The organism is Streptomyces sp. A01 (assembly GCF_059026195.1).
The window spans coordinates 83,320-102,401 of sequence record NZ_JBWLKN010000001.1; the positions used below are offsets into that span (position 1 = coordinate 83,320).

Consider the following 19,082-nt stretch of genomic DNA (forward strand, 5'->3'; position numbering starts at 1 on the left):
AGCGGACACGATCTCCTCCCCTCGCATGGAGTAGTCACATGTTTTCGGCGCCGGCCCTTATCGCCTCACGGATACGGGGGTAGGTGCCGCAGCGGCAGATGTTGCGGATGCCGTCCAGGTCTGCCTCGGTGATCGCGCGGCCTTCCTCCTTGACGCGGCGGACCAGGGCGACGGCCGTCATGATCTGCCCGGGCTGGCAGTAGCCGCACTGGGCCACGTCCTGATCGAGCCATGCCTCTTGCATCGGATGCAGGTCCGCGCCCACGGTGGCCGGGAGTCCCTCGATGGTGGTGACTTCGTCGGACGGCCGCAGGTCCCTCAGGGGGATGGAACACGGGTTGGCCGCCTTGCCGTTGAGGTGGCTCGTGCATGCTTTGCAGACGTTGATGCCACAGCCGTACTTCGGTCCGGTGATGCCGAGGATGTCGCGGAGGACCCACAGCAACCGCTCGTCGTCCGCGGCGTCGACGGTGACCTGCTCGCCGTTGAGGCGGAACGTGTGCTCAGGCACGGGAACTCCAAGCTGCTTCAGTGGACATGGTCCAAGCCGTCGGTGGGGGAGGCGGGGATGGGCGGCACCGTCGGCTTCGGGTCGAAGGAGAGGGTGCCGTGGTTGATCGGGAAGTGGGTCGGCATGGTGCCTGTGGCCCGGCCGTACGCACAGGCGACCGCGGCCATTGTCGCGGCCACACCGAGTTCCCCGGCACCACCGGGTTCCCCCGTAGTGGTCGGCATGACGATGATCTTCAGGTCGGGCGGTGTGTTCCACTGCCGGGTGTAGAAGTAGTTGTCCCAGCTGGCTTCGAGGAAGTAGCCGTCGCGCAGATGCAGGCTGGAGGTGAGGGTCAGGGCGATCCCGTCCATGACACAGCCCATCATCTGCGCCTCAAGACCACGGGGATTGACGGCCAGACCGACGTCCACGGCGAAGACGGCTTTGGTGACGCGGGGCCCGGTCACGCCGTCACGGATGGGACGGTTGACGGTCTGGGGCCGGCAGTCGATCTCGACGAGCACCGCGCTGACCGCGTGGTACTCGGAGTGGAAGGCGATGCCCTGCGCGGTGTCGGCCGGCATGGACCGGCCCCAGTCCCCGATCTCGGCGACCTTCTCCAGGACGGCACGGGAGCGGTCGTCGCGGAGAACATCCAGCCGGAACCGGAAGGGGTCCTTGCCCGTCTTCGCCGCGAGTTGGTCGACGATGAGTTCCCGGGCGCAGGTGACGTCGGGGGAGTAGACGCCGCGCATGCTGCCGGTGTTGAAGGTCTTGTCGGTTTCGCTGAGCAGCCGACTGTGGGCACCGAAGTTGTAGGGCATTGACTGGGAGAGCTGGAAGAACGTCTCCGAGAAGCCGATGTCGCCCACCGGCAGCTTCGCGGCGAGGGCGGTGAACACCTCGCCGAGGCCGTGGCTGAGGTCGGTTGAGACGCTGGTGTGCCGCTGCTTGTAGCTCAGCACCTTATTGCCGAGGTACGCGGCGCGTACGCGGGAGGTGGCCATGGGGTGGACGCGCCCCTGGCGGGAGTCGTCGGCCCGGTGCCACATCAGCCGGACGGGTTTGCCGATCTTCTGGGAGATCTCGGCGGCTTCCAGAGCCGCGTCGAAGAAGAGTTTACGGCCGAAGGAGCCGCCGCCTTCGGTGACGTGCACGGTGACCGCGCTCTGCGGCAGCCCGAGCTTGGCGGCGATGGCCTGCTTGGCGACGATCGGCGCCTTGAGACCCGACCATATCTCCGCACGGTCAGAACGCACGTCGGCGATCGCGCAGTTGGGTTCGAGCGCGCTGTTGCTGCGGAAGGCGAAGGTGAACGTGCCCTCCACCGACGGGGTCAAGGGCGGGAGACCGAGCGGTAGTTCGGCGGCGCGCAGCCGCTTACGCACGGACTCGTCGGACTTGCCTGCCGCGCTGCCGGGTTTCCATGACACTCGCAGGGCGCGCACGGCGTCGATGCACTGGCCGAAGGTGCCCCCACGCACGGCGACGCCGGTGGAAACCACGGCGATGTCGGTGATGCCGGGCATGGCGCGTATCTCGGCGAGGTTGGCCACGGAGCCGACCTCGCCGTTGATGGTCGGCGGTCGGCACACCATGGTCGGCTTGGCGTCCGGGACGTCGAGGTCCATGGCGAACTTCTTGCGCCCGGTGACCGCGGCGAGCGCGTCGATACGGTTGTGCGGTCGGCCGATGACGGTGAACTGCTCACGCTCCTTGAGGCTCACGGAGACCTGCCGCGGCTTGCCACTTGCGGCCTTCTCGGCGAGTTCGCCGATACCGATGTGCCCGCCCGCGAGGTCGGTGATGACTCCGGACTTCAGGGTGAGGTCGGTGACCGCCGCGCCGAGCGCGACCGATGCCGCGTGCAACAGCCGGCCTCGGGCGATGGCCGCGGCGACGCGGACGGGAACGTAGGTGGAGATGGTGGTGTTGGACGCGCCGGTGAGTTGGTTGAACACCAGCTCCGGCCGGGCGTCGGCCAGTGTGACCCGCACTCGGTCGAGCGGCACGTCCATCTCCTCGGCGATCAGCATGGCCGTGGACGTGGTGATGCCCTGGCCGACCTCGGCCCGCGGCAGTGCGAACGACACGGTGCCGTCGTGGTGGACTTTCACGGTGATCAGGTTCGAGGTCGGCGTTGCCGCCAGGGTCATCACGTCGTTGAGGTCGACGAGCTCGGTGACCTCCAGGGAGGGAAGACCGGCGCCCGGCGCTGCCGGCGCCTCGGCCGCGGCTTCGGGCGCCCGACCGATTTCGGCAGCGGTCACCAGGGTCGGAGCAGCGAGCACGTAGCCGAGGAAGCGACGCCGCCCGAAGCTGGCTCTGCCAGACGCGGGCTCGGTGGTCTCGGACTTGGACTTCGACTCAGGCGAACCATCAGGTCTCGTCATCGCCACAGTCGCTCCCACACGGCGTCGGTCATCATTGTCCCATCAGTCTCGGCGGTTGGCGTTGTTCAGCAGTATGTAGCGAGGGACCGCGGGTGTTCACGCCCGCCTGCTCCGCCGATGCGCTCAAGACGTTGCGGGAGTACCGCAAGGGCGAAGCGGACCTGATCGAACGTGACGGCGTCTTCTACCTGATCGCCGTTGGCGAGGTGCCCGAGTCCAAGCTGTACGAGCCGGACCGGTTCATTGGTGTGGACCTGGGCATCGTCACCATCGCCACCACGTCCACGGGGTACCGGGCGGCCGGTCGCGGCCTGAACCGCGACCGTAAGCGGCAGCTCGACCTGCGCCGCACGTTGCAGGCCAAGGGCACCGAGTCCGCCAGGCGACGGCTGAAGAACCGGCGCCGCAAAGAGGCGCGGCATGCCGCGAACGTCAACCACATCATCGCGAAGAAGATCGTGACCGAGGCTGAACGCACCTCGTCCGGTATCGCCCTGGAAGACCTGGGCGGCATCCGGCAGAGGGTACGGCTCCGCAAGCCCCAACGGGTCACGCTCCACTCCTGGGCCTTCCACCAGCTCGGGCAGTTCGTTGCGTACAAGGCACGCCGGGCGGGCGTCCCGCTGGTGTACGTCGATCCGGCGTACACCAGCCAGGAATGCGCCGACTGCGGCCACATCGAGAAGAAGAACCGGGTCGACCAGGCCCTGTTCATCTGCCGGTCGTGCGGGGTCGTTGCCCACGCGGACCGGAATGCTTCCCGCAACATCGCCGCCCGTGGTGAAGCTGTGTGGATCGCGGGGCGTGAGTCACGCGTCCCAGCCACCCCATAGGTGGTCTGGACGGAGGAGGCCACACCACAGCCACTGGTGCCCTACCTCCAAGCCTGGTCGTCTACGGCCGGGTCAAGTTGACTGTGGGCGGTTGGCGTCGGGGATCTCAAGGTGGATGGGGAGGTGGATGGGGGCCCCTTCGGACAGGAAGAGCAGGACGAACTTCCGGATGACCTCTTCGATCGTCCAGGCGGCCTTCCAGTCGAGCATCTTGCGCATGACGAACGTGGGCAGGCTGTGCCAGGTGACCAGCACGTCCGCCTGGCTGATGGGGATCTTCTGGCCGCCACTGGTCCCCGGACCAGCCCGGGAGCTTGGGCAGCAGGTTGCGTACGGCCGCGTGGATCAGGCGGGTCTTGACCGCGGTCACGATCATCTCGCCCTGGGGCTGGTACGCGTCCAGGTCCCCGACGTCATACCCCAGCTTTGCCGTCTTGGAGATGCGGTCCTTCATGGCGGCGCCGCCCTTGGAGTAGTACACGGCGCGTGCCTCGCGGGGGATGGCGGTACTCGTAGCGAAGTCTCCATGGCCAAGCTCAAGTGCACCGAACTCGCCAAGCACGTCCACCCTGGAGGGCATGCAGATGATGGGCGGCTACGGATACGCCACCGAGTACGGCATGAAAGCCCCGCGTCGCTCGACCGTCGTGCCCACGGTGTACGGAGGCACGAGCGAGATCCAGCGCGACATCATCGGCAAGACCTACGGGCTGTAGGGGCGGCGCTACCGCCGACGGACTCGTACGGGTCGTCGCGGGTGTCGCTCTCTCGCCAGCTCTTGGCGGGCGGTCGGCGCCAGTGCCTAGGCTGCCGTTTCTGTCGGCAGCCCGCGGGTCGTGACGAGTCGGGCGCTGCCGTCGGCCAGCCGGTAGGACATGCCCACTACGGCTGTGCGGCCGGCGGTGACCTGGTCGGCGAGTATCCGGGAGCGGTCCAGGAGGAGGTCGACGGTGTGCCGGATGTGCTCGGCGATGATGTCGTCGTCCGCGGTGACTCCGGCGGCGCGGGCGGCGAGGATGCTGGGCGTGACGCGCTCGATGACGTCGCGCACGTACCCGGTGGTGCCAACGCCGTCGGCCAGGGCGGCACGGGCGGCGGCGACCGCGCCGCACGAGTCATGGCCCAGCACCACGACCAGCGGGCAGTTGAGCACGCTCACGCCGTACTCGATGCTGCCCAGCACCTCCGGCCCCGCCACGTGGCCGGCGGTGCGGACCACGAACAGATCGCCCAGGCCCCGGTCGAAGATGATTTCAGCGGCGAGCCGTGAGTCGGAGCAGCCGAAGAGCGCGGCGAACGGGCGCTGGCCGGGAGCGGTCTCGGCGCGGCGCACGGCGTCCTGGTTGGGGTGCTCCGGCGTTCCGGCGACGAATCGCTGGTTGCCGGCCAGCAGCAGCTCGAAGGCTTCGGACGGGGTCAGGGCCGGGGTATCAGTCATGGCCGCAGATTACGGTCAGACCCTGCTCACCACCGCGCGGGGGTCCGCCAGAAGAGGTGCGGGCGTGGCTCACCGGGGCCGGGCGTCAGCAGCCCCTGCCGTCGCCGACGGGCCGGGTCACGGCGCCTCTCGCAGATCGGATACCACCTCGCGCAGGCGCTCGGCGCTGATGGCGCCAGCGCGCTTGAGGAGGGGGACCGGGCCGGTGAGGTCCACGATCGAGGAGGCGACGGCGGCCTCGGTGGGCCCGCCGTCCAGGTAGACGGCGACCGAGTCGCCGAGCATGCCCTGAGCGGCATCGCAGTCCTGCGGAGACGGCTGGCCGGTCAGGTTGGCGCTGGAGACCGCCATCGGTCCGGTCGCGGCGAGCAGGTCGAGAGCCATCGGGTGCGACGGCATCCGGACCGCGACCGTGCCGTGGGTCTCCCCGAGGTCCCAGGTCAGCGACGGCTGGTGGCGGGCGACCAGGGTCAGCCCGCCCGGCCAGAATGCCGCCACCAGGGCCCGGCCTTGCTCGGGGAAGTCGGTGACCAGGTCGTGCAGGGCGTCCGGGGAGGCGACGAGCACCGGCGAGGGCATGGCCCGTCCACGGCCCTTGGCCCGCAGCAGGCCCTCCACCGCCTCGCGGTTGAAGGCGTCGGCTCCGATGCCGTACACGGTGTCCGTGGGCAGCACCACCAGCTCACCCCGGCGCACCGCCAAGGCTGCCTCGCGCAGCCCGTCGGCACGGCCCGACACGGTGAAGCAGTCGTAACGCCGGGCCATTGCCGTCCTCCGTGCTACCGGGTGTGCAACCCGCACCTGCTCGCTCATCTCGGCAGGCTACCGGCCCGACACTGAGGGCCAGGACTGCCTACGCCCGGCTCGCAGACAGCCCTCACCCGCCCCTCCGCTTGTTTCTGCTGGTGCGGCCTCACCAGGGCCGTCACGCGGCCGGTTGTCGCCGATCTGGAGTTCGTTCACCCACTCCCAGGCCGCCGCGAGGTTCGGGGCGGCCGGGACGGCGCGCGACGGCTGGTCCGGGGGTTTGGGGCGGCGGTGCTCGCCTATGCGCTCGATGGTCTCAGGCGTCCATCGCGGTCGGGCGGGCGGCGGCGAGTTCCCTCGCCCTGCTGCGTACGTCCACGACCGGGGCGGTCTCGTACGGGCGGGCCGCGTCCAGCAGCGTGTTGAGGCGGCCGGGACGGCGGCGACGCGCACCCGGCGCCGGTCTGCTGGGCCGATTTCCCGTCCAGTTCCCCGATCTGCCCGGCGGCCCGCGGACCCCGCGCGATCCGGCCGCCAGCGACGAGGAGTGATCGTGGTCCTCGCGATCACCGCCAATCAGTCACGTCGCGCGCTGTCGCTGGTGTCGGGGGCCGTGGCCGGGTCATGGAGCAGTTCCAGCACGCGCCGCAGATCGGGGTGTTTGCCGGTCCCCGCACGGCTGACGGTGAAGATGGTCCGAGAGACGGGACGGACCAGTGGGTGGAGGCTGAGGGGCGCGGTGAGGTCCGGCAGTGCCATTCGGGGGACCAGGGCGGCACCCGCTCCTGCGGCGACCAGGGCCGTCAGCACGGAGAAGTCGCTGCTGCGGGCCCGGATGTCCGGGACGAAACCGGCCGCGCCGCAGGCACGCTGGATCATCTCGTAGCAGGAGGTCTCCGGCCCCGGGGTCAGCCACGGCAGATGCGCCATCCCGGACAGGTCCGCCGACTGCCCGGCCGCCAGCCCCAGCGCATCGGCCTGGCGGGGGTGCAGGGCGAGCAGCACCGGTTCCTCCATGAGGACGGCTTGCTCACATGCGGCGGGGAAACTGCGCGGCAGCACGGTGTAGCTGTGTACCAGGGCGAGGTCGGTCGAGCGCTTGCGCAACTCGTCGAGGGCTTCGTCGGGTTCCTGGACGGACAGCCGCAGCGACAGGGCCGGGGCGGCGCCGGTGCCGGTGCCGGTGTCAGCGTCGGTGTCGGTGTCGGCGAGACGTTGCCACATGGGTGCGACCAGGGTGCGGGCGGCGGAGGCGAAGGCGGTGATCCGCACGACGCCGTACCGGCCGCTTTGCAGGGCGGCCAGGCCGGACTCGGCTGCCGCGAGTTCGGCCAGGATGATCTCGGCGTGCGCCACCAGCAGTTCCCCGGCCGCGGTCAGTCGCAGTGTGCGTCCCTGCTTCTCGACTACGGGTGTGCCTGCCTCCCTCTGCAGGGTGGCGAGGTGCTGCGAGACGGCCGGTGGAGTCAGATGCAGGGCCTCGGCGGTGGCCGCGATGGTCCCGTAGGCGGCGAGGTGCTGGAGGATACGCAGACGGCGTACGTCAAGCACGGGCGGCTCCCTGCTCGGATCGGGGCTGGTAAGGATTTAAGAATGCTCGGGCTGCCTCGGTGCGGCAGGCGCCTTCACCGTGTCGATACGGGGCGGTCGGTTGCCCGGTGGCGCCCCGCCTCCGGGAGCTGAGGGGCGCCGAGCCTGCTTACGCCGGTTGATCAGGATCACCCCCGCGACGCTGACCGCTCCGCCGACCAGCTCCATGGGGTGGGGTACTTCGCCCAGCCAGGCGAAGGAGATGACCAGCGCCACCGGCGGCACCAGGTACAGGGCCGCCGTGGAGGCCGCGAGCGGCAGACGGGCGACGGCGTAGGCCCAGATGACGAAGCCGAGTGCGGAAGGCAGCAGGCCCAGGTAGACCGCGGAGGCCAGCGCGCCGGCAGGTGCGTGCAGGGTCGCGTGCCAGGTGGCGGGGACCAGCGGCAGGGCGAAGACGGCGCCTGCGACCATCGCGTAGGTGGCGACCTCCAGGCCGGTGTAGTAGCGCAGCAGGGGCTTGGTGGCGAAGTGGTACACCCCCTGGACCACGGCGGCGGCCAGGACGATGAGGGAGGAGAAGGTAAAACCGTTGGTGCCCGCGGCCAGACTGACGATGGCCGCGCCGGCGATCGCGACAATGCTGCCGAGGATGATGTTGCGGGTCAGCCGCTCGCCGAGGAACAGACTTCCCAGCAGCACGCTGAAGACGGGGGCGACCGCGATCAGCAGGCTCGCCGTCCCGGCCTCCACCTCTACTTCGCCCCAGTTGAGCAGGGCCTGGTAGGCGGTGATGCCGGTGGCCCCGCACAAGGCGATCATGGGCAGGTCACGACGCCGGGGCAGACGCACCTTCACCAGCGGCGCCACCAGCAGCAGCGCCACAGCCGCGATCACGATCCGCAGAAACGACAGCGCCGCCACCCCCAGGCCGTCGATTCCGACCCGGATGGCAGGGAAGGCCGAGGCCCACAGCACGACGGTGCCGGTCAGAGCAAGGGTGCGGGGAGAGACGATGCGCGGGGACATGTATCGAGCGTCCCCGCACGTTGGGGAAAGTGCCAGTTAGCATTTGTTGCCGAAAGCTTCAGTCTCACTTATTCGATGGCCTCGATGCCTGATGCCACCGGCGCGAGCAGAGTGGTGATCTCAGCGATCGCCTCCGCCGTGGGGTGGAAGTACTTTCGTACGTTCTCGGGCTTCCTTTGCCGGGACTTCGCCATGAGCACCAGCAGGCCTCGCCCCGGCCTCGCCAGATGCGCGAGGCCGGAGTGCCGCCACTCGTGCAGGTCCCAGCCCGTGCCGCTCTCGCCGCCGAGGGCGGTGTCGCTCGTCCAGCAGCATGCGGGTCTGCCCGTACGGCGGCCGCAGGCGGGGCAGCAGCCGGGCGGTGCCCGCATCCATCCCAGTACACGGTCTCCAGCACGAAGTCCTCGCGCACCGCGCTGCGGCGGCGGGTGCGCGGCGGGGCATCCTTGGCCTTCACCGGAGCCCCGGCGGCCAGGTCCAGCTCCTCGATGTTGACGCCGAGGACGCCGTCCCACCGCGCGACCGTTTCTCTGTTGCCACCTGCGCCTGTTCTCGGGTGGCGGGCGGACCTCAACTCTTGACGGCCTCTGCGATCCGCTGGGCGGCCTGGGCGGGCGTGAGGTGCGTGGTGTCGATGACCTCGGCCTCCTCGTGTAGCCACGTGCGGGCCGCCTCGGCGTAGGGCTCAAGGTATGTGAGACGGAATGCGGAGGGGCCGAGAACAGTGTCCCCCTCGATGCGCCCGCGGAGGGTGTCCTGGTCAGCGTGGAGGACGAAGTGCCGTACCGGGATGGCGTGGTGGGCGAGGCCCGTGCTGATCTCGCGCCAGTACTGCTCGACCAGGACGGTCATGGGCATCACCAGAGTGCCGCCGGTGTAGTCGAGTACGTGGCGGGCGGTCTCGACGACGAGCGGCCGCCACGGCGGCCAGTGCTGGAAGTTGTCCGTCCCGGGCAGCCCCGGCGTGATGTCCATGAGTGTCTCGCCGACCTTCTCGGCGTCGAACACCCGTGAATCCGGGAGCAGCTGCTGCACGAGTGCGCTGGTCGTCGTCTTGCCTGCGCCGTGGGTGCCGTTAAGCCATACGATCATGGAACCCGATGCTAGTGCTGTGCGGGCCGCGGGAACGGGGCACAGCAGAGATCCGGTACGGCTTCGGTGAACTCGCGGAGTCGGCCGCGGAGGTGGGGTGGGGGGCGGGGATCATCCACCGCTGACGAGCACCCAGCATCAGGACACGGTGTCAGACCTGTGCCTGGGCCGCAGTGGCGTCGCCCGCTGAGCGCCCGGGGGCGCGTCGCCCAGTCCGGTCGGCCCGCTCTGCCGGCATGGGTCCGGGGAACTTTTGTCCAAGACAATGTCACCGAAGTCGGCGACGGTAGAGGCATGAGCAGCTACGAAGCGGGGCCTGCCCCCGTCGATCGCGATGCCGAGGACGGCTGGGAGGTCGCCGATCCACTCGGTGGGACTTCCCTGGACGGCGTCCGGATGGCTGGATACCGCGACCGTGTCGCTGCCGGGCTGGACCTGCGGGTGCTCCCTCAGCCCGCCGTGATCGTCGTCATCGGACTCGGGGATGACCCGTTCACGGTCGAGACAAGCACGGGGCACCAGTCCCAGCGAACCCTCGTTGCCGCGTTGTCACCCGGTCCGGCCCGTATCCGCGGCGAGCGCGTCGAGTGCGTCGAGATGCGCTTGTCACCCCGGGCCGCCTATGCGCTGCTGGGTGTCTCACCACGCGAACTGGACGGCTCCGTCACCGGTCTTGAAACCCTGTGGGGACGGGATGAAGAACGCCTCCGCGAGCAGCTGACCGATGCCTCGACGTGGCAGGAACGCCTCATGCTGCTGGACCGCTTCCTCGCGAGGCGGGCCGCGCGGGCGCCGTCGATGACCCCGGAGGTCGCCGCTGCCTGGGACCACATCGTGGCCCATCGAGGCCGGATACGGGTCGGTGACCTCGCCGCTTCGTGCGGGTGGAGCCGCAAGCGGCTGTGGACCAGGTTCAGTGCCCAGATCGGCCTCACCCCCAAGCGCGCCGCCATGCTGGTGCGCTTCGACCACGCCGCCCGGGCGCTCCGCGCGGGCGGCAGCGCCGCCGACGTCGCCCTGGCGTGCGGATACGTCGATCAGCCCCACCTCCACCGCGACGTACTGGCCTTCGCCGGATGCACCCCGGGCGCCCTTGCCGGCAGGGCGACGTCCGTCGGCTAGCTAGCCCATGGAAAGACCGTGGCGACCGGCCACTCGCATGACCACGTACGCCGGTGCACGCACGTACCCGTACGTGCCCAACACCCGCACCTACCCAACGCAAGATGGAAGGAAGACGCCTGTGACGAACACCGATGTCCGAGCAGCATGCACGGCCGACCGCGGCCTGATAGTCCGGCTCGTTTTCGGAAGCATGGCCGCGCAGACTCTGCGCACGGCGGTACGGTTGCGCGTTGTTGAGCTGATCGGCGATGAACAACGCCTGGCTGCCGACGTGGCCGCCGACGCGCGAGCCGAAGTCCAGCCCATGACGCGGTTGCTGCGCGCCCTGGCCGGCCTCGGCCTGCTGAGGGAACACACTCCCGGCTCCTTCTCCGTGACCCCTGCGGGCGCCCTCCTTGACCCCGCACGACCCGACTCGCTCACCTCTTTGGTGCGGATGTTCACCGAGCCGGCGATAGTACGCGCCTGGGAGCACCTGGACGACAGCGTCCGCACCGGCGACATCGCGTTCGACGCCGTCTTCGGCACGGATTTCTTCAGCCATCTCGCCCAGCATCCCGAGCTTTCCGCTGAGTTCAACGCGGCCATGAGCCAGGCCACTGAGGAAACCGCCGCGGCGCTTCCGTACGCCTTCGACTTCGGCCGTTTCACCACCGTCACGGACGTCGGTGGCGGCGACGGAACGCTCCTGGCCGGCGTACTCGGTGCGCATCCGGGTCTCACCGGTGTCCTTTACGACACAGCGGAGGGCCTGGCCCAGGCGCCGGAGACACTGCGGCGGCATGGACTTACGGAGCGCTGCTCGCTGCTCGCCGGGGACTTCTTCCGTTCGGTCCCCGAGGGCTCGGACCTCTACCTGATCAAGAGCATCCTGCACGACTGGACGGACGAACAGGCGGTCACGATCCTGCGCCACTGCCGCGAGGCGCTGTCGCCCGGCGGCCGCGTTCTGATCGTGGAGCCCGTGCTTCCCGAAGTCGTCGGCACTCACGCCGAAGCCGAAGCCGAAGCCGAAGCCGAAGCCGCCGACGGTGCGGTCACCTATCTGAGCGATCTCAACATGCTGGTGAACGTGGGCGGCAGAGAGCGCACCCGCGAGGACTTTGAGGACGTGTGCCACCGCGCGGGCCTGACCCTCACCTCGGTCACCCCGATCAAGGAGGCCGCACCGTTCTCCCTCATCGAGGCCGTGTCCGACTGACGCGGATCGCATGCCCGAGGGTTCTCACCTGCGGTGCCCTCGTCTCCATCACCTTTCCGCCAGCCAGCCGCAGCCACCGTTCAACGCCGATCCGGGTCGGAATTCGCTCGTCGTGGCTGACCACGACGATGCACCCCGGTAGGAGCCAAGGGCGTTCGCCACCTGGTCGGCGCTGACGAGTCGAGATTGTTCGTCGGCTCGTCGAGCAGCATCAGCCGCGGGGCCGGTTCGGCGCACAGGACGCAGGCCAGTGCCGCTCGCAGCCGTTCGCCGCCGGACAGCACCGCGAGGCCCGGAACCTCGGCCACCGTGAGGTCGCCGGTCAGGGGAAGGTCCTGCGCGAGGTAGCCGAGCGTGCCGTCCACGGACACGGCCCACCGGGGGCCGTGTCCCACCGGTGATCAGCTTGAGCAGGGTGCTCTTGCCCGAGCCGTTCGGCGCGACAAGGCCGATCTCGGGGTCGGAGCTGCCCTCCGCGATCAGGGCCGTCACCTCGCGCTCGCGGGCGGTGCGGGCGGCCCCGGCTGTTCGGCGAAGGCGCGGGTGACAAACTGGTCGGCCGGGTGCCTGGTGACGTCGGAGCCCCGGCAAGCGGGCAGCTGGCAGGGGGGACCAGGCCCCGCACCCGTAGCAAGTGACGAGCGTCACTTCGTTGTTTGGCGCCTCATGTCAACCGGATGTCCCGTGACGGGCGTATGCCCGGTGAAGCGAGAGATCCAGGAGTGGCTGTTGACCGTCGAGGAGTTTGAGAAGTTCTATGCCCATACGGTCACACGTCTCACGGGGCAGCTGTATGTGATGCTCGGCGACCTGCACGAGGCGGAGGATGTCGTACAGGAAGCGTTCGTCAAGGGCTGGGGCCGGCGACAGCAGCTCGACCGCGAGGGGCAGCCCGAGGCGTGGATTCGTACGGTCGCCTGGCGTCTGGCGGTGAGCCGGTGGCGTTTCCGGCGGCGTACGGCCGACGCCTGGAAGCGCGGGGGCGCCCCGCCGCCCCACGTCGAGGGCCCCAGCCCGGAGCAGGTGGTGCTCGTCGACGCGTTGCGTCAGCTGCCGGCTCAGCAGCGCCGGACCATGACGTTGCACTATCTGTGCGACCTCACCGTCGTGCAGATCGCCGGTGAGACCGGCCTGTCCGCCAGCACCGTCAAGACCCACCTGGTCCGCGGCCGGGCCGCGCTCGCTCATCACCTGCAGGACCCGCGTCTCAAGGAGGCCCCTGGTGTCTGAGCCTCATGACCCGCTACGGCACGCGTTCCGGCAAGCAGCCGCTTCCGCGCAGTCCCGGGCACGTGCCGCACCGGTGGCGCACATCGCCGCACGTGGCAGGCGGGCGCACCGGCTGCGGATCGCCGCTCTGACGGCAGGAACGTGCCTGGTGCTGGGCAGCGGCGGCATCGCCGCCGCAACGCTTCTTCCGGGGAACCCGCCCCCGGCCGTCCCGGCCACCAGCCCCTCTTCCCCCAAACCGGAGCCGGTGTCCACGACCACGTCGCCACCGAGCGGCGCACCGTCGCAAGGGAATGCCACGCACCCCCCGGACAGCGCGGTCAGCACCAGCTCCACCGGTAGCCCGACGACGGCCCCCCCGACGTCGACCGGCACGCCGTAGGGACCGGAGCGCAGCCGGACCCTCGTCCAGCGCGGCTCCGCGAGGTGCCGCCGCGGGTACCGGTCCGACGCGGCCGACGGCCCACCGCGGCCGCCGCCTGACGGGGGCGGCGGCCTGCCGCGCCGGCCACGCTCGTCTCTTGCACCTCATCAGCCAGTTGGCGCCAGAGGGCGATTTCGCATGCCCGCACACACCCAAGAGAGTCCTCTATGTCGTTTTTATCTACCGGCTCACGTGCAGCGGCGTCCGCATGCCCGCCGTCCCCCCTGCTGTCCTCCGCACCGTCCTCCGCACCGTCCTCCGCGCCGCCCGAACGGTCCCGCCGCCGCACAACGGCCGGAAGGGGCCCGCTCGGTCCGGAAGCCTCTGCGCGTGGCTCGCAGCCGTTCCGGCTGGACGCGGCCGACCGCGAGGTGCTGTGGCTGTACCTGCTGACCCGGACAGGCATCTGGATCACCGCCTACTGTGCCCGGTGGCTGTTCCCGGCGGACCCCGGTACCCGCGCCGCCGGGCCCCTCCTCGCCCCCTTCCACCAATGGGACGCGAACCATTTCCTCCACATAGCGCGCGACGGCTACTTCCCTGGACAAGCGGGACCCTCGCAGAGCGACTGGGACGACCGGGAAGCGTTCTTTCCCGGCTTCCCGCTCCTGTTGCGCGCCGTGCACACCGTTGTCCCGGACTGGACCGCGGCCGGGCTGCTGATCTCCTTCGTCGCGGGGGCCGTCGCCGTCCTGGCGCTGGCCCGGATCGCCCGCCTGCACCTGCGCCACGCCGACTCCGGTCGGCGCGCCGTCCTGTTCCTGCTGCTCTCCCCCTGCGCGGTCTTCCTGTCCGCCGGCTACAGCGAGGCCCTCTTTCTCGCACTCGCCCTGCCGGCCTGGCTCGCCGCCCAGCAGCGCCACTGGCCGCTCGCCGCCGCCCTGACCGCCCTGGCCACGACCGTACGTGTCAGCGGACTGTTCCTCGCCGCCGCCATCGCCCTGCACTTCGTCCTGTCCGCACGCGGCCGCCGCGACTGGCGCCCGCTGCCCTGGCTGGTGCTGCCCGCCCTGCCCGCCGCCCTCTACACCTGGTACCTGCACGCGCACACCGGCGACTGGATGGCCTGGAAACACGCCCAGGAACGCGGCTGGTACCGCACCTTCCACACCCCCTGGGAAGCCTGGTCCAACACCTGGGACGCGGCCTTCTCCGGGGCCCACACCACCGGATACAGCTTCATGTTCCAGGCCGAACTGGTCGCCATGGTCATCGGGCTGCTCCTGCTCGGCCTGCTGACATGGCGACGCCGCTGGTCCGAGGCCTTGTTCGTGGCCCTCAACCTGTGGGCCCTCGGCGCCTCCTACTGGTACATGTCCATCCCCCGCGCCACCCTCCTGTGGTGGCCCCTGTGGATCTGCCTGGCCGCCTGGAGCCTGCGCTCACCCCGGATCAAGACCGCCTACCTGTGCCTCGTCGTGCCCCTGACCACCGTCTTCGCCCTCACCTTCTTCTCAGGGAGATGGGCGGGCTGAGGACCAGGACCGCACCGCTCCGGGCAGCGCCGACGACACGGCGGCCATGAGCAGCGGCGACCGCGCGCGGCACGCGGTGAGACGGCGCCGCCCGCGGCACGCCTGGGCGCTGACCGGTACTCCCCCGTACGCCGGGCCCCACCCTCGGAAGCACCGACATAGCCGTAGAGGGTCTTGAGCGCATCGCTGGGTGGGCCGTCACGCTGTGGTGGAGCTGCGGTGTGGGGCGGGAAGGGGGCGTCGGCTCAGCCGTGGTCCAGGGCCGGGATCACGGCAACAGGGCACTCAGCCGTGTGCAGGACTTCCGCGCTCACCGACCCGAGAAGCAGCCTGCGCAAGCCGTGGAGGCCCCGGGAGCCGACGAACAGCAGGGTGGCGCCGCGTGATGCTTCGATGAGGAGCGTCGCGGGGCGGGTGCGCTCGATCCGCAGATCGGTCTGTACCGCGGGGTAGCGGTCACGCCGCTGGTCGATCTCCTGCTCAAGAAAGGCCCGAGCCCCTTGGTCCATGGCTTCGAAATCCGGTGGCACCATACCGACCGGGCCGGCGGGGACCATGCCGGGGCTGAAGGCACCATGGACCAACTCCAGACGAGCGCCGCGCAGGTCAGCCTCGACATAGGCGAGATCCAGCGCGTGCAGCGAAACATCGTTCGTGTCCACACCCGCCACGACGCGATTCTCCCGGCGCTCAACAGTCACCCCGGGTCGCACCACGATCACCGGACACTCGGCGTGTGTGGCGACCTGCCAGCTGACCGAGCCCAGAGGCAGCCGGGGGAAGCCCCCACCGCCGCGATGGCCGATCACGATCATCTTGGCGTCCCGGGAGCGTTTCACCAGTGCCGCCGCCGCATGCCCTGTCGGCAGCTCTCCCACGACGGTGATCGTCGGAAAATCGGACCTCACGACGTCCTCGTACCGCCGCACGAGGCCCGCCCCCGCCTTCGCGGCGGAGCCGCCTTCCTGGTCATCCGCGGGCGCCCGGTGCAGATGGGGCGGCGCGATCGCGTGGGCGATGTGCAGCGGACTTCGGTGAAGGGCCGCCTCCCGTGCTGCGAAACAGACCAGGTAGTCCTGGGCCGGCCCCTCGTCTACGCCGACGATGATGGGCCTGTCCTCGGGGGATACGGCGTTGCTCACGGCTGCTCCCGGCCGGGTCGCTCCAGTGACTGCGTGCGCGTACGGGTGGTGGGTACCCAGAAGGCGCGAATCAACACATCTCACCTCAGCGGCGCAGCCGCCAGTGGGTGTTTCGGCGGAAGGAACAGAAGTCCATGAACTGCTATGAGTGCCGTGAACTGGAAGCCGCCGTGGCCATCTGCGACCAGTGCGGGGTCGCACTGTGCCGGGACCATGCGCGAGTCCGGCAGGAAGAAGTGTTCGACTTGGCCGGCACGGGAAAAGCCACCCATGAGACACCAGCTCGACGGATCACCTGTCCGGTGTGCCATCGGGCTCAGCACAGCGTCCAGCGGTAAGGCCCCTGGCTTCGGCCGGCACGGCAGCGCGGTGCCGGCCCGGCGACATGAGCGAAGCGTGACCGGCCTCCTGGGCGAGCGGGTGCACCCATCGACACGTCGTGACGACCTCGCGCCGCATCGTCTCGCCCGCACACCGCGTCATCCGCGCCCCCAAAAGGACCCGCGTGCTCCCCGCGGGTCGCCGACCGTGGGCTCCCGCCGGGCTTCGCAGGCCGCCTCCCGGCGCCGTCCGCCTCCCGCCGCGCCTCTACAGGCTGTTCCTTGATCCCGACGGAAAGGGGTGGCGATGGCTCTTCCGGAACGGCGACGGTTTCCTGCTGGTGATCGATGGCAGCTGGCAGTCCTTCAGCACCCGGTTCACGATCGCGGAGCTGCTGGAGGACACCGCCGAGGAGGCGACGGCCACATGCGGGACCGGGGCGGAGCCCGCGGACGCGCTGCCGCCCCCGTCAACGCCGGAAGAGCGGTACTCGGACGGGGTGCCGGTGAAGCCGGCTTGGCTCGGCCGTACCGATCTGCTGTGACCGCCGTCGTGTCGCGCCGGTCGCGGCACGTCGGGACCGGCCGTCACGGCGTGCCCATGTCGCGGTGCCAGGCCCTGCCGCGGATTCGGTCGCGCGCCGCGCCGTGCGGTGCCGTTCCGATCCGGCGCCGCGTCCGGTGGCCGCTGTTTTCCACCCCTGCGGACCTGTGCGCGGTCAGGTGAGGCATCACGTCCTGGCTGCCGTGGAGGAGGCCGATCGGGCTGCGACCGGCCCACGCCTACGCCCCGCGCCCTCTGCCCATGCCGACGCGTAGCTTCCCTTCAACCTGCTCTACGCAGCGGAGCGTTCTCCATACGTGTGCACATACGGAGGGCTGGACTCGAACCGAGTGCTGGACTGGAAGGCGGTGCGGGCAGATGTCACTCCTTCCCCTGGGCCCGAGAGGCGTCCCGAAGAACTACGTCGCCGCAGCAGCGGTAGCCGCCGCCGTCTTCGCTCTTGGCACGTTGGATCTGACCAACCGGGGCTCGCCTCGCGGCACCATGGTCGGCCTGGCTGTCGTACCGGCCTTCGGCTTGCTGTTCACGAACGCCGATGCCGACCGATGGCGGTTGCTGGACGCATTGCTGCCAACCTGCCGATCTACGCCACCCAACTGACCCTGTCCGTCGGCAAACGACTGCTTGTCTTCACCGACGGTCTGACCAGCGAACTCAACCCGCGAGGCAAGCCGTTCCCGCTGGCTGGCCAGGTCCTCGCGCTCGACGGCCGTGAACCCGGCGCGTTCCTGGACCGATTGGCCGACGAACTACGAGCGCATGCGGGTGACATGGTGAGGGGCGGGGCCATGCTCATGCTCATCGAGAGCAACGACATCCACCACTCGGACGCGGCCCTTGAGGAAGCGCGAAACGACAGCACGGCGGCGTAACAGCGCCCGCCGACCAAGCTCTCGTCTGAACCCAGGACCTGGTGAACGACTTGGCCGTACCTTCGCCGTTGGTTCTCCCGGAACGATGGGTGGGGACGGAGAGGCTTGCTCGGGTGATGCGTCAGTGGCGGCACACCATCCCGGCGGCCACCTTGGTCAGAACAGCCTGCTTGATCGCCGCGTATTGGGCGTCGGAACCTGAGGCGAAGACATGGACGAGTCGATCGTTTCCGTTGCCGCATGTCAGTTGCGTGGCGCCGTCGCGGTCGTAGCGAAGTTCGTCGTGTGCCGGGTTGAGGGGCTTGCCGGGCGTGACGTGCACGGTGGCCCGGACGCCGGTCGGCGACAGAGCGTCCAAGGCCCCCTTGTCGCTCAGTACGACAGCCGAGAACAGCCCGAGGTCGAGTTCGTCCTCGTCCTTGCGGAGGGCTGAGCACCTGCTGACCGGGGCATCGCTGAACCGTCCGAGCTGGGACAGGCCCGTCCCCGCCTTCTTCAGCACACTCTTGGGGAGTCGCACGCCACACGGTGACTCCCCCTGCGCGACGCGGGCGGACTTCATACCGGGCCAGTCGAAAGCTCCGGGTATGTCGAACGGCTTTCCACCACATTCACATTCGGCGATCTGGTCGTTCCCGACGGCGAGCAGCGTCCGGGCGGCGAGGTCCGCGGTCGCGCGCGGGTCCGACTTCGCGCCGGGGACGTTGACGTTCACCAGTTTGCCGGGGCACTGGGGCAGGTGGAGCCACCCGTCGACTCGGTCGCCATTGGGTTTGATCACCCCCGGCAGGTCGTGCCCCAGGGCGACGGTGCCGAGCTGCCACCACAAGCGAGTCCTGAGAGGCGTCTTCACCACGGTGGCGGAGAGCTTCCAGTCACCCTTCTCCACCGCGCACTCGGGGTCGCCCCACCGGTCTTCGCGCTCCGTGACGCGCCAGGGCGTGTCACTGGACGGCGCGGCATCTGTCAGCAGTGACCGGTCGACCGCATCCCAGCACGCCCGGTCAGGCAGGGCGCCGTTCCCCGACCACGTGTCGTTGAGCGTCACCCAGCCCGCGATGAGCAGCCCAGCCACTCCGAGCGACACAGCTGCCCACAGCTTTCTGGTAGGTCGGGCAACGTTGTGCATGTCTCGCCTTCATTCGCCAAAGATGACTGCTGAAACTAACAAGC

General features: G+C 69.7%; 19 protein-coding genes and 4 pseudogenes. 11 read left to right on the forward strand and 12 right to left on the reverse strand.

The features are described 5' to 3' along the window. Positions 1-34: 34 nt before the first annotated feature. Both AC5P1B_RS00385 and AC5P1B_RS00390 read right to left on the reverse strand, forming a co-directional pair. A complete protein-coding gene (locus AC5P1B_RS00385; protein ID WP_493884080.1) occupies positions 35-511 on the reverse strand; it encodes a (2Fe-2S)-binding protein in 477 nt (158 codons plus the stop codon). A gap of 17 nt (positions 512-528) precedes the next feature. Continuing rightward, positions 529-2,886 carry a molybdopterin cofactor-binding domain-containing protein gene (locus tag AC5P1B_RS00390; RefSeq protein ID WP_493884081.1) on the reverse strand — a complete coding sequence of 786 codons (2,358 nt, stop codon included), beginning with the start codon at positions 2,884-2,886 and terminating at the stop codon, positions 529-531. 107 nt (positions 2,887-2,993) lie between these two features. On the opposite strand from AC5P1B_RS00390, the pseudogene AC5P1B_RS00395 reads away from it, so the two are divergent. Further along, positions 2,994-3,719, forward strand: a pseudogene (locus AC5P1B_RS00395) (RNA-guided endonuclease InsQ/TnpB family protein); the annotation flags it as partial. Between the two features lie 72 nt (positions 3,720-3,791). Here the strand turns inward: AC5P1B_RS00395 and AC5P1B_RS00400 are convergent. Continuing rightward, positions 3,792-3,974 carry a hypothetical protein gene (locus AC5P1B_RS00400; RefSeq protein WP_493884082.1) on the reverse strand — a complete coding sequence of 61 codons (183 nt, stop codon included), beginning with the start codon at positions 3,972-3,974 and terminating at the stop codon, positions 3,792-3,794. A 262-nt stretch (positions 3,975-4,236) separates the two neighbouring features. On the opposite strand from AC5P1B_RS00400, the pseudogene AC5P1B_RS00405 reads away from it, so the two are divergent. Continuing rightward, a pseudogene (locus AC5P1B_RS00405) lies at positions 4,237-4,435 on the forward strand (acyl-CoA dehydrogenase family protein); the annotation flags it as partial. An 86-nt stretch (positions 4,436-4,521) separates the two neighbouring features. Here AC5P1B_RS00405 and AC5P1B_RS00410 read toward each other — a convergent pair. From AC5P1B_RS00410 to AC5P1B_RS00435, 6 genes and pseudogenes are all read right to left on the reverse strand, one after another. Continuing rightward, complete coding sequence (locus AC5P1B_RS00410; RefSeq protein ID WP_493884083.1) at positions 4,522-5,157, reverse strand: carbonic anhydrase; 636 nt, start codon at positions 5,155-5,157, stop codon at positions 4,522-4,524. A gap of 117 nt (positions 5,158-5,274) precedes the next feature. Next, on the reverse strand, positions 5,275-5,922 hold the full coding sequence (locus AC5P1B_RS00415) for an L-threonylcarbamoyladenylate synthase (protein WP_493884084.1): 648 nt from the start codon (positions 5,920-5,922) through the stop codon (positions 5,275-5,277). Positions 5,923-6,480: 558 nt separating this feature from the next. Next, entirely contained in the window at positions 6,481-7,455 is a 975-nt protein-coding gene (locus AC5P1B_RS00420; protein ID WP_493884085.1) for a LysR family transcriptional regulator, read from the reverse strand. Positions 7,456-7,491: 36 nt separating this feature from the next. Further along, complete coding sequence (locus tag AC5P1B_RS00425) at positions 7,492-8,463, reverse strand: DMT family transporter (RefSeq protein ID WP_493884086.1); 972 nt, start codon at positions 8,461-8,463, stop codon at positions 7,492-7,494. Between the two features lie 68 nt (positions 8,464-8,531). Further along, positions 8,532-8,992 (reverse strand): annotated as a pseudogene (locus AC5P1B_RS00430) (site-specific integrase); the annotation flags it as partial. Between the two features lie 41 nt (positions 8,993-9,033). Then, a complete protein-coding gene (locus tag AC5P1B_RS00435) occupies positions 9,034-9,555 on the reverse strand; it encodes an ATP-binding protein (protein WP_493884087.1) in 522 nt (173 codons plus the stop codon). Positions 9,556-9,849: 294 nt separating this feature from the next. On the opposite strand from AC5P1B_RS00435, the gene AC5P1B_RS00440 reads away from it, so the two are divergent. Both AC5P1B_RS00440 and AC5P1B_RS00445 read left to right on the forward strand, forming a co-directional pair. Beyond that, complete coding sequence (locus tag AC5P1B_RS00440) at positions 9,850-10,677, forward strand: helix-turn-helix domain-containing protein (protein ID WP_493884088.1); 828 nt, start codon at positions 9,850-9,852, stop codon at positions 10,675-10,677. A gap of 121 nt (positions 10,678-10,798) precedes the next feature. Continuing rightward, the gene (locus tag AC5P1B_RS00445) at positions 10,799-11,881 is read left to right on the forward strand and encodes a methyltransferase (RefSeq protein WP_493884089.1); all 1,083 of its coding nucleotides are present in this window, start codon (positions 10,799-10,801) and stop codon (positions 11,879-11,881) included. On the opposite strand, the pseudogene AC5P1B_RS00450 reads toward AC5P1B_RS00445, so the two are convergent. Next, positions 11,859-12,334, reverse strand: a pseudogene (locus AC5P1B_RS00450) (ATP-binding cassette domain-containing protein); the annotation flags it as partial. The gene AC5P1B_RS00445 and the pseudogene AC5P1B_RS00450 sit on opposite strands and share 23 nt — an antisense overlap. A gap of 276 nt (positions 12,335-12,610) precedes the next feature. Between AC5P1B_RS00450 and AC5P1B_RS00455 the strand changes: the two are divergent. The 3 genes from AC5P1B_RS00455 (at position 12,611) to AC5P1B_RS00465 (ending at position 15,010) form a co-directional block, all read left to right on the forward strand. Then, on the forward strand, positions 12,611-13,111 hold the full coding sequence (locus AC5P1B_RS00455; protein WP_493884475.1) for a SigE family RNA polymerase sigma factor: 501 nt from the start codon (positions 12,611-12,613) through the stop codon (positions 13,109-13,111). Then, on the forward strand, positions 13,104-13,493 hold the full coding sequence (locus AC5P1B_RS00460; RefSeq protein WP_493884090.1) for a hypothetical protein: 390 nt from the start codon (positions 13,104-13,106) through the stop codon (positions 13,491-13,493). The genes AC5P1B_RS00455 and AC5P1B_RS00460 overlap by 8 nt, the downstream gene beginning before the upstream one ends. 209 nt (positions 13,494-13,702) lie before the next feature. After that, a complete protein-coding gene (locus tag AC5P1B_RS00465; RefSeq protein ID WP_493884091.1) occupies positions 13,703-15,010 on the forward strand; it encodes a mannosyltransferase family protein in 1,308 nt (435 codons plus the stop codon). Positions 15,011-15,255: 245 nt separating this feature from the next. On the opposite strand, the gene AC5P1B_RS00470 is transcribed toward AC5P1B_RS00465, so the two are convergent. Further along, entirely contained in the window at positions 15,256-16,152 is an 897-nt protein-coding gene (locus AC5P1B_RS00470; RefSeq protein ID WP_493884092.1) for a universal stress protein, read from the reverse strand. Between the two features lie 134 nt (positions 16,153-16,286). Here AC5P1B_RS00470 and AC5P1B_RS00475 point away from each other — a divergent pair, with 134 nt between their 5' ends. From AC5P1B_RS00475 to AC5P1B_RS00490, 4 genes are all read left to right on the forward strand, one after another. Next, the gene (locus AC5P1B_RS00475; RefSeq protein WP_493884093.1) at positions 16,287-16,490 is read left to right on the forward strand and encodes a DUF2180 family protein; all 204 of its coding nucleotides are present in this window, start codon (positions 16,287-16,289) and stop codon (positions 16,488-16,490) included. A gap of 101 nt (positions 16,491-16,591) precedes the next feature. After that, positions 16,592-17,017 (forward strand): hypothetical protein, encoded by a 426-nt coding sequence (locus AC5P1B_RS00480; RefSeq protein ID WP_493884094.1) that lies wholly within the window; start codon positions 16,592-16,594, stop codon positions 17,015-17,017. Between the two features lie 377 nt (positions 17,018-17,394). Beyond that, on the forward strand, positions 17,395-17,637 hold the full coding sequence (locus tag AC5P1B_RS00485) for a hypothetical protein (protein ID WP_493884095.1): 243 nt from the start codon (positions 17,395-17,397) through the stop codon (positions 17,635-17,637). Continuing rightward, entirely contained in the window at positions 17,583-17,909 is a 327-nt protein-coding gene (locus tag AC5P1B_RS00490; protein ID WP_493884096.1) for a SpoIIE family protein phosphatase, read from the forward strand. The genes AC5P1B_RS00485 and AC5P1B_RS00490 overlap by 55 nt, the downstream gene beginning before the upstream one ends. A gap of 121 nt (positions 17,910-18,030) precedes the next feature. On the opposite strand, the gene AC5P1B_RS00495 is transcribed toward AC5P1B_RS00490, so the two are convergent. Beyond that, positions 18,031-19,038: a hypothetical protein gene (locus tag AC5P1B_RS00495; RefSeq protein ID WP_493884097.1), complete on the reverse strand. Its 1,008-nt coding sequence runs from the start codon at positions 19,036-19,038 to the stop codon at positions 18,031-18,033. Positions 19,039-19,082: the final 44 nt, after the last annotated feature.

Excerpts from the sequence above, each read along its gene's own strand:
- AC5P1B_RS00410 (WP_493884083.1), bottom strand. The coding sequence starts at position 5,157 with ATGACTGATACCCCGGCCCTGACCCCGTCCGAAGCCTTCGAGCTGCTG.
- AC5P1B_RS00435 (WP_493884087.1), bottom strand. The coding sequence starts at position 9,555 with ATGATCGTATGGCTTAACGGCACCCACGGCGCAGGCAAGACGACGACC.
- AC5P1B_RS00465 (WP_493884091.1), top strand. The coding sequence starts at position 13,703 with ATGTCGTTTTTATCTACCGGCTCACGTGCAGCGGCGTCCGCATGCCCG.
- AC5P1B_RS00490 (WP_493884096.1), top strand. The coding sequence starts at position 17,583 with ATGGCGGTTGCTGGACGCATTGCTGCCAACCTGCCGATCTACGCCACC.
- AC5P1B_RS00485 (WP_493884095.1), top strand. The coding sequence starts at position 17,395 with ATGTCACTCCTTCCCCTGGGCCCGAGAGGCGTCCCGAAGAACTACGTC.
- AC5P1B_RS00440 (WP_493884088.1), top strand. The coding sequence starts at position 9,850 with ATGAGCAGCTACGAAGCGGGGCCTGCCCCCGTCGATCGCGATGCCGAG.
- AC5P1B_RS00390 (WP_493884081.1), bottom strand. The coding sequence starts at position 2,886 with ATGACGAGACCTGATGGTTCGCCTGAGTCGAAGTCCAAGTCCGAGACC.
- AC5P1B_RS00415 (WP_493884084.1), bottom strand. The coding sequence starts at position 5,922 with ATGGCCCGGCGTTACGACTGCTTCACCGTGTCGGGCCGTGCCGACGGG.
- AC5P1B_RS00475 (WP_493884093.1), top strand. The coding sequence starts at position 16,287 with ATGAACTGCTATGAGTGCCGTGAACTGGAAGCCGCCGTGGCCATCTGC.
- AC5P1B_RS00495 (WP_493884097.1), bottom strand. The coding sequence starts at position 19,038 with ATGCACAACGTTGCCCGACCTACCAGAAAGCTGTGGGCAGCTGTGTCG.
- AC5P1B_RS00425 (WP_493884086.1), bottom strand. The coding sequence starts at position 8,463 with ATGTCCCCGCGCATCGTCTCTCCCCGCACCCTTGCTCTGACCGGCACC.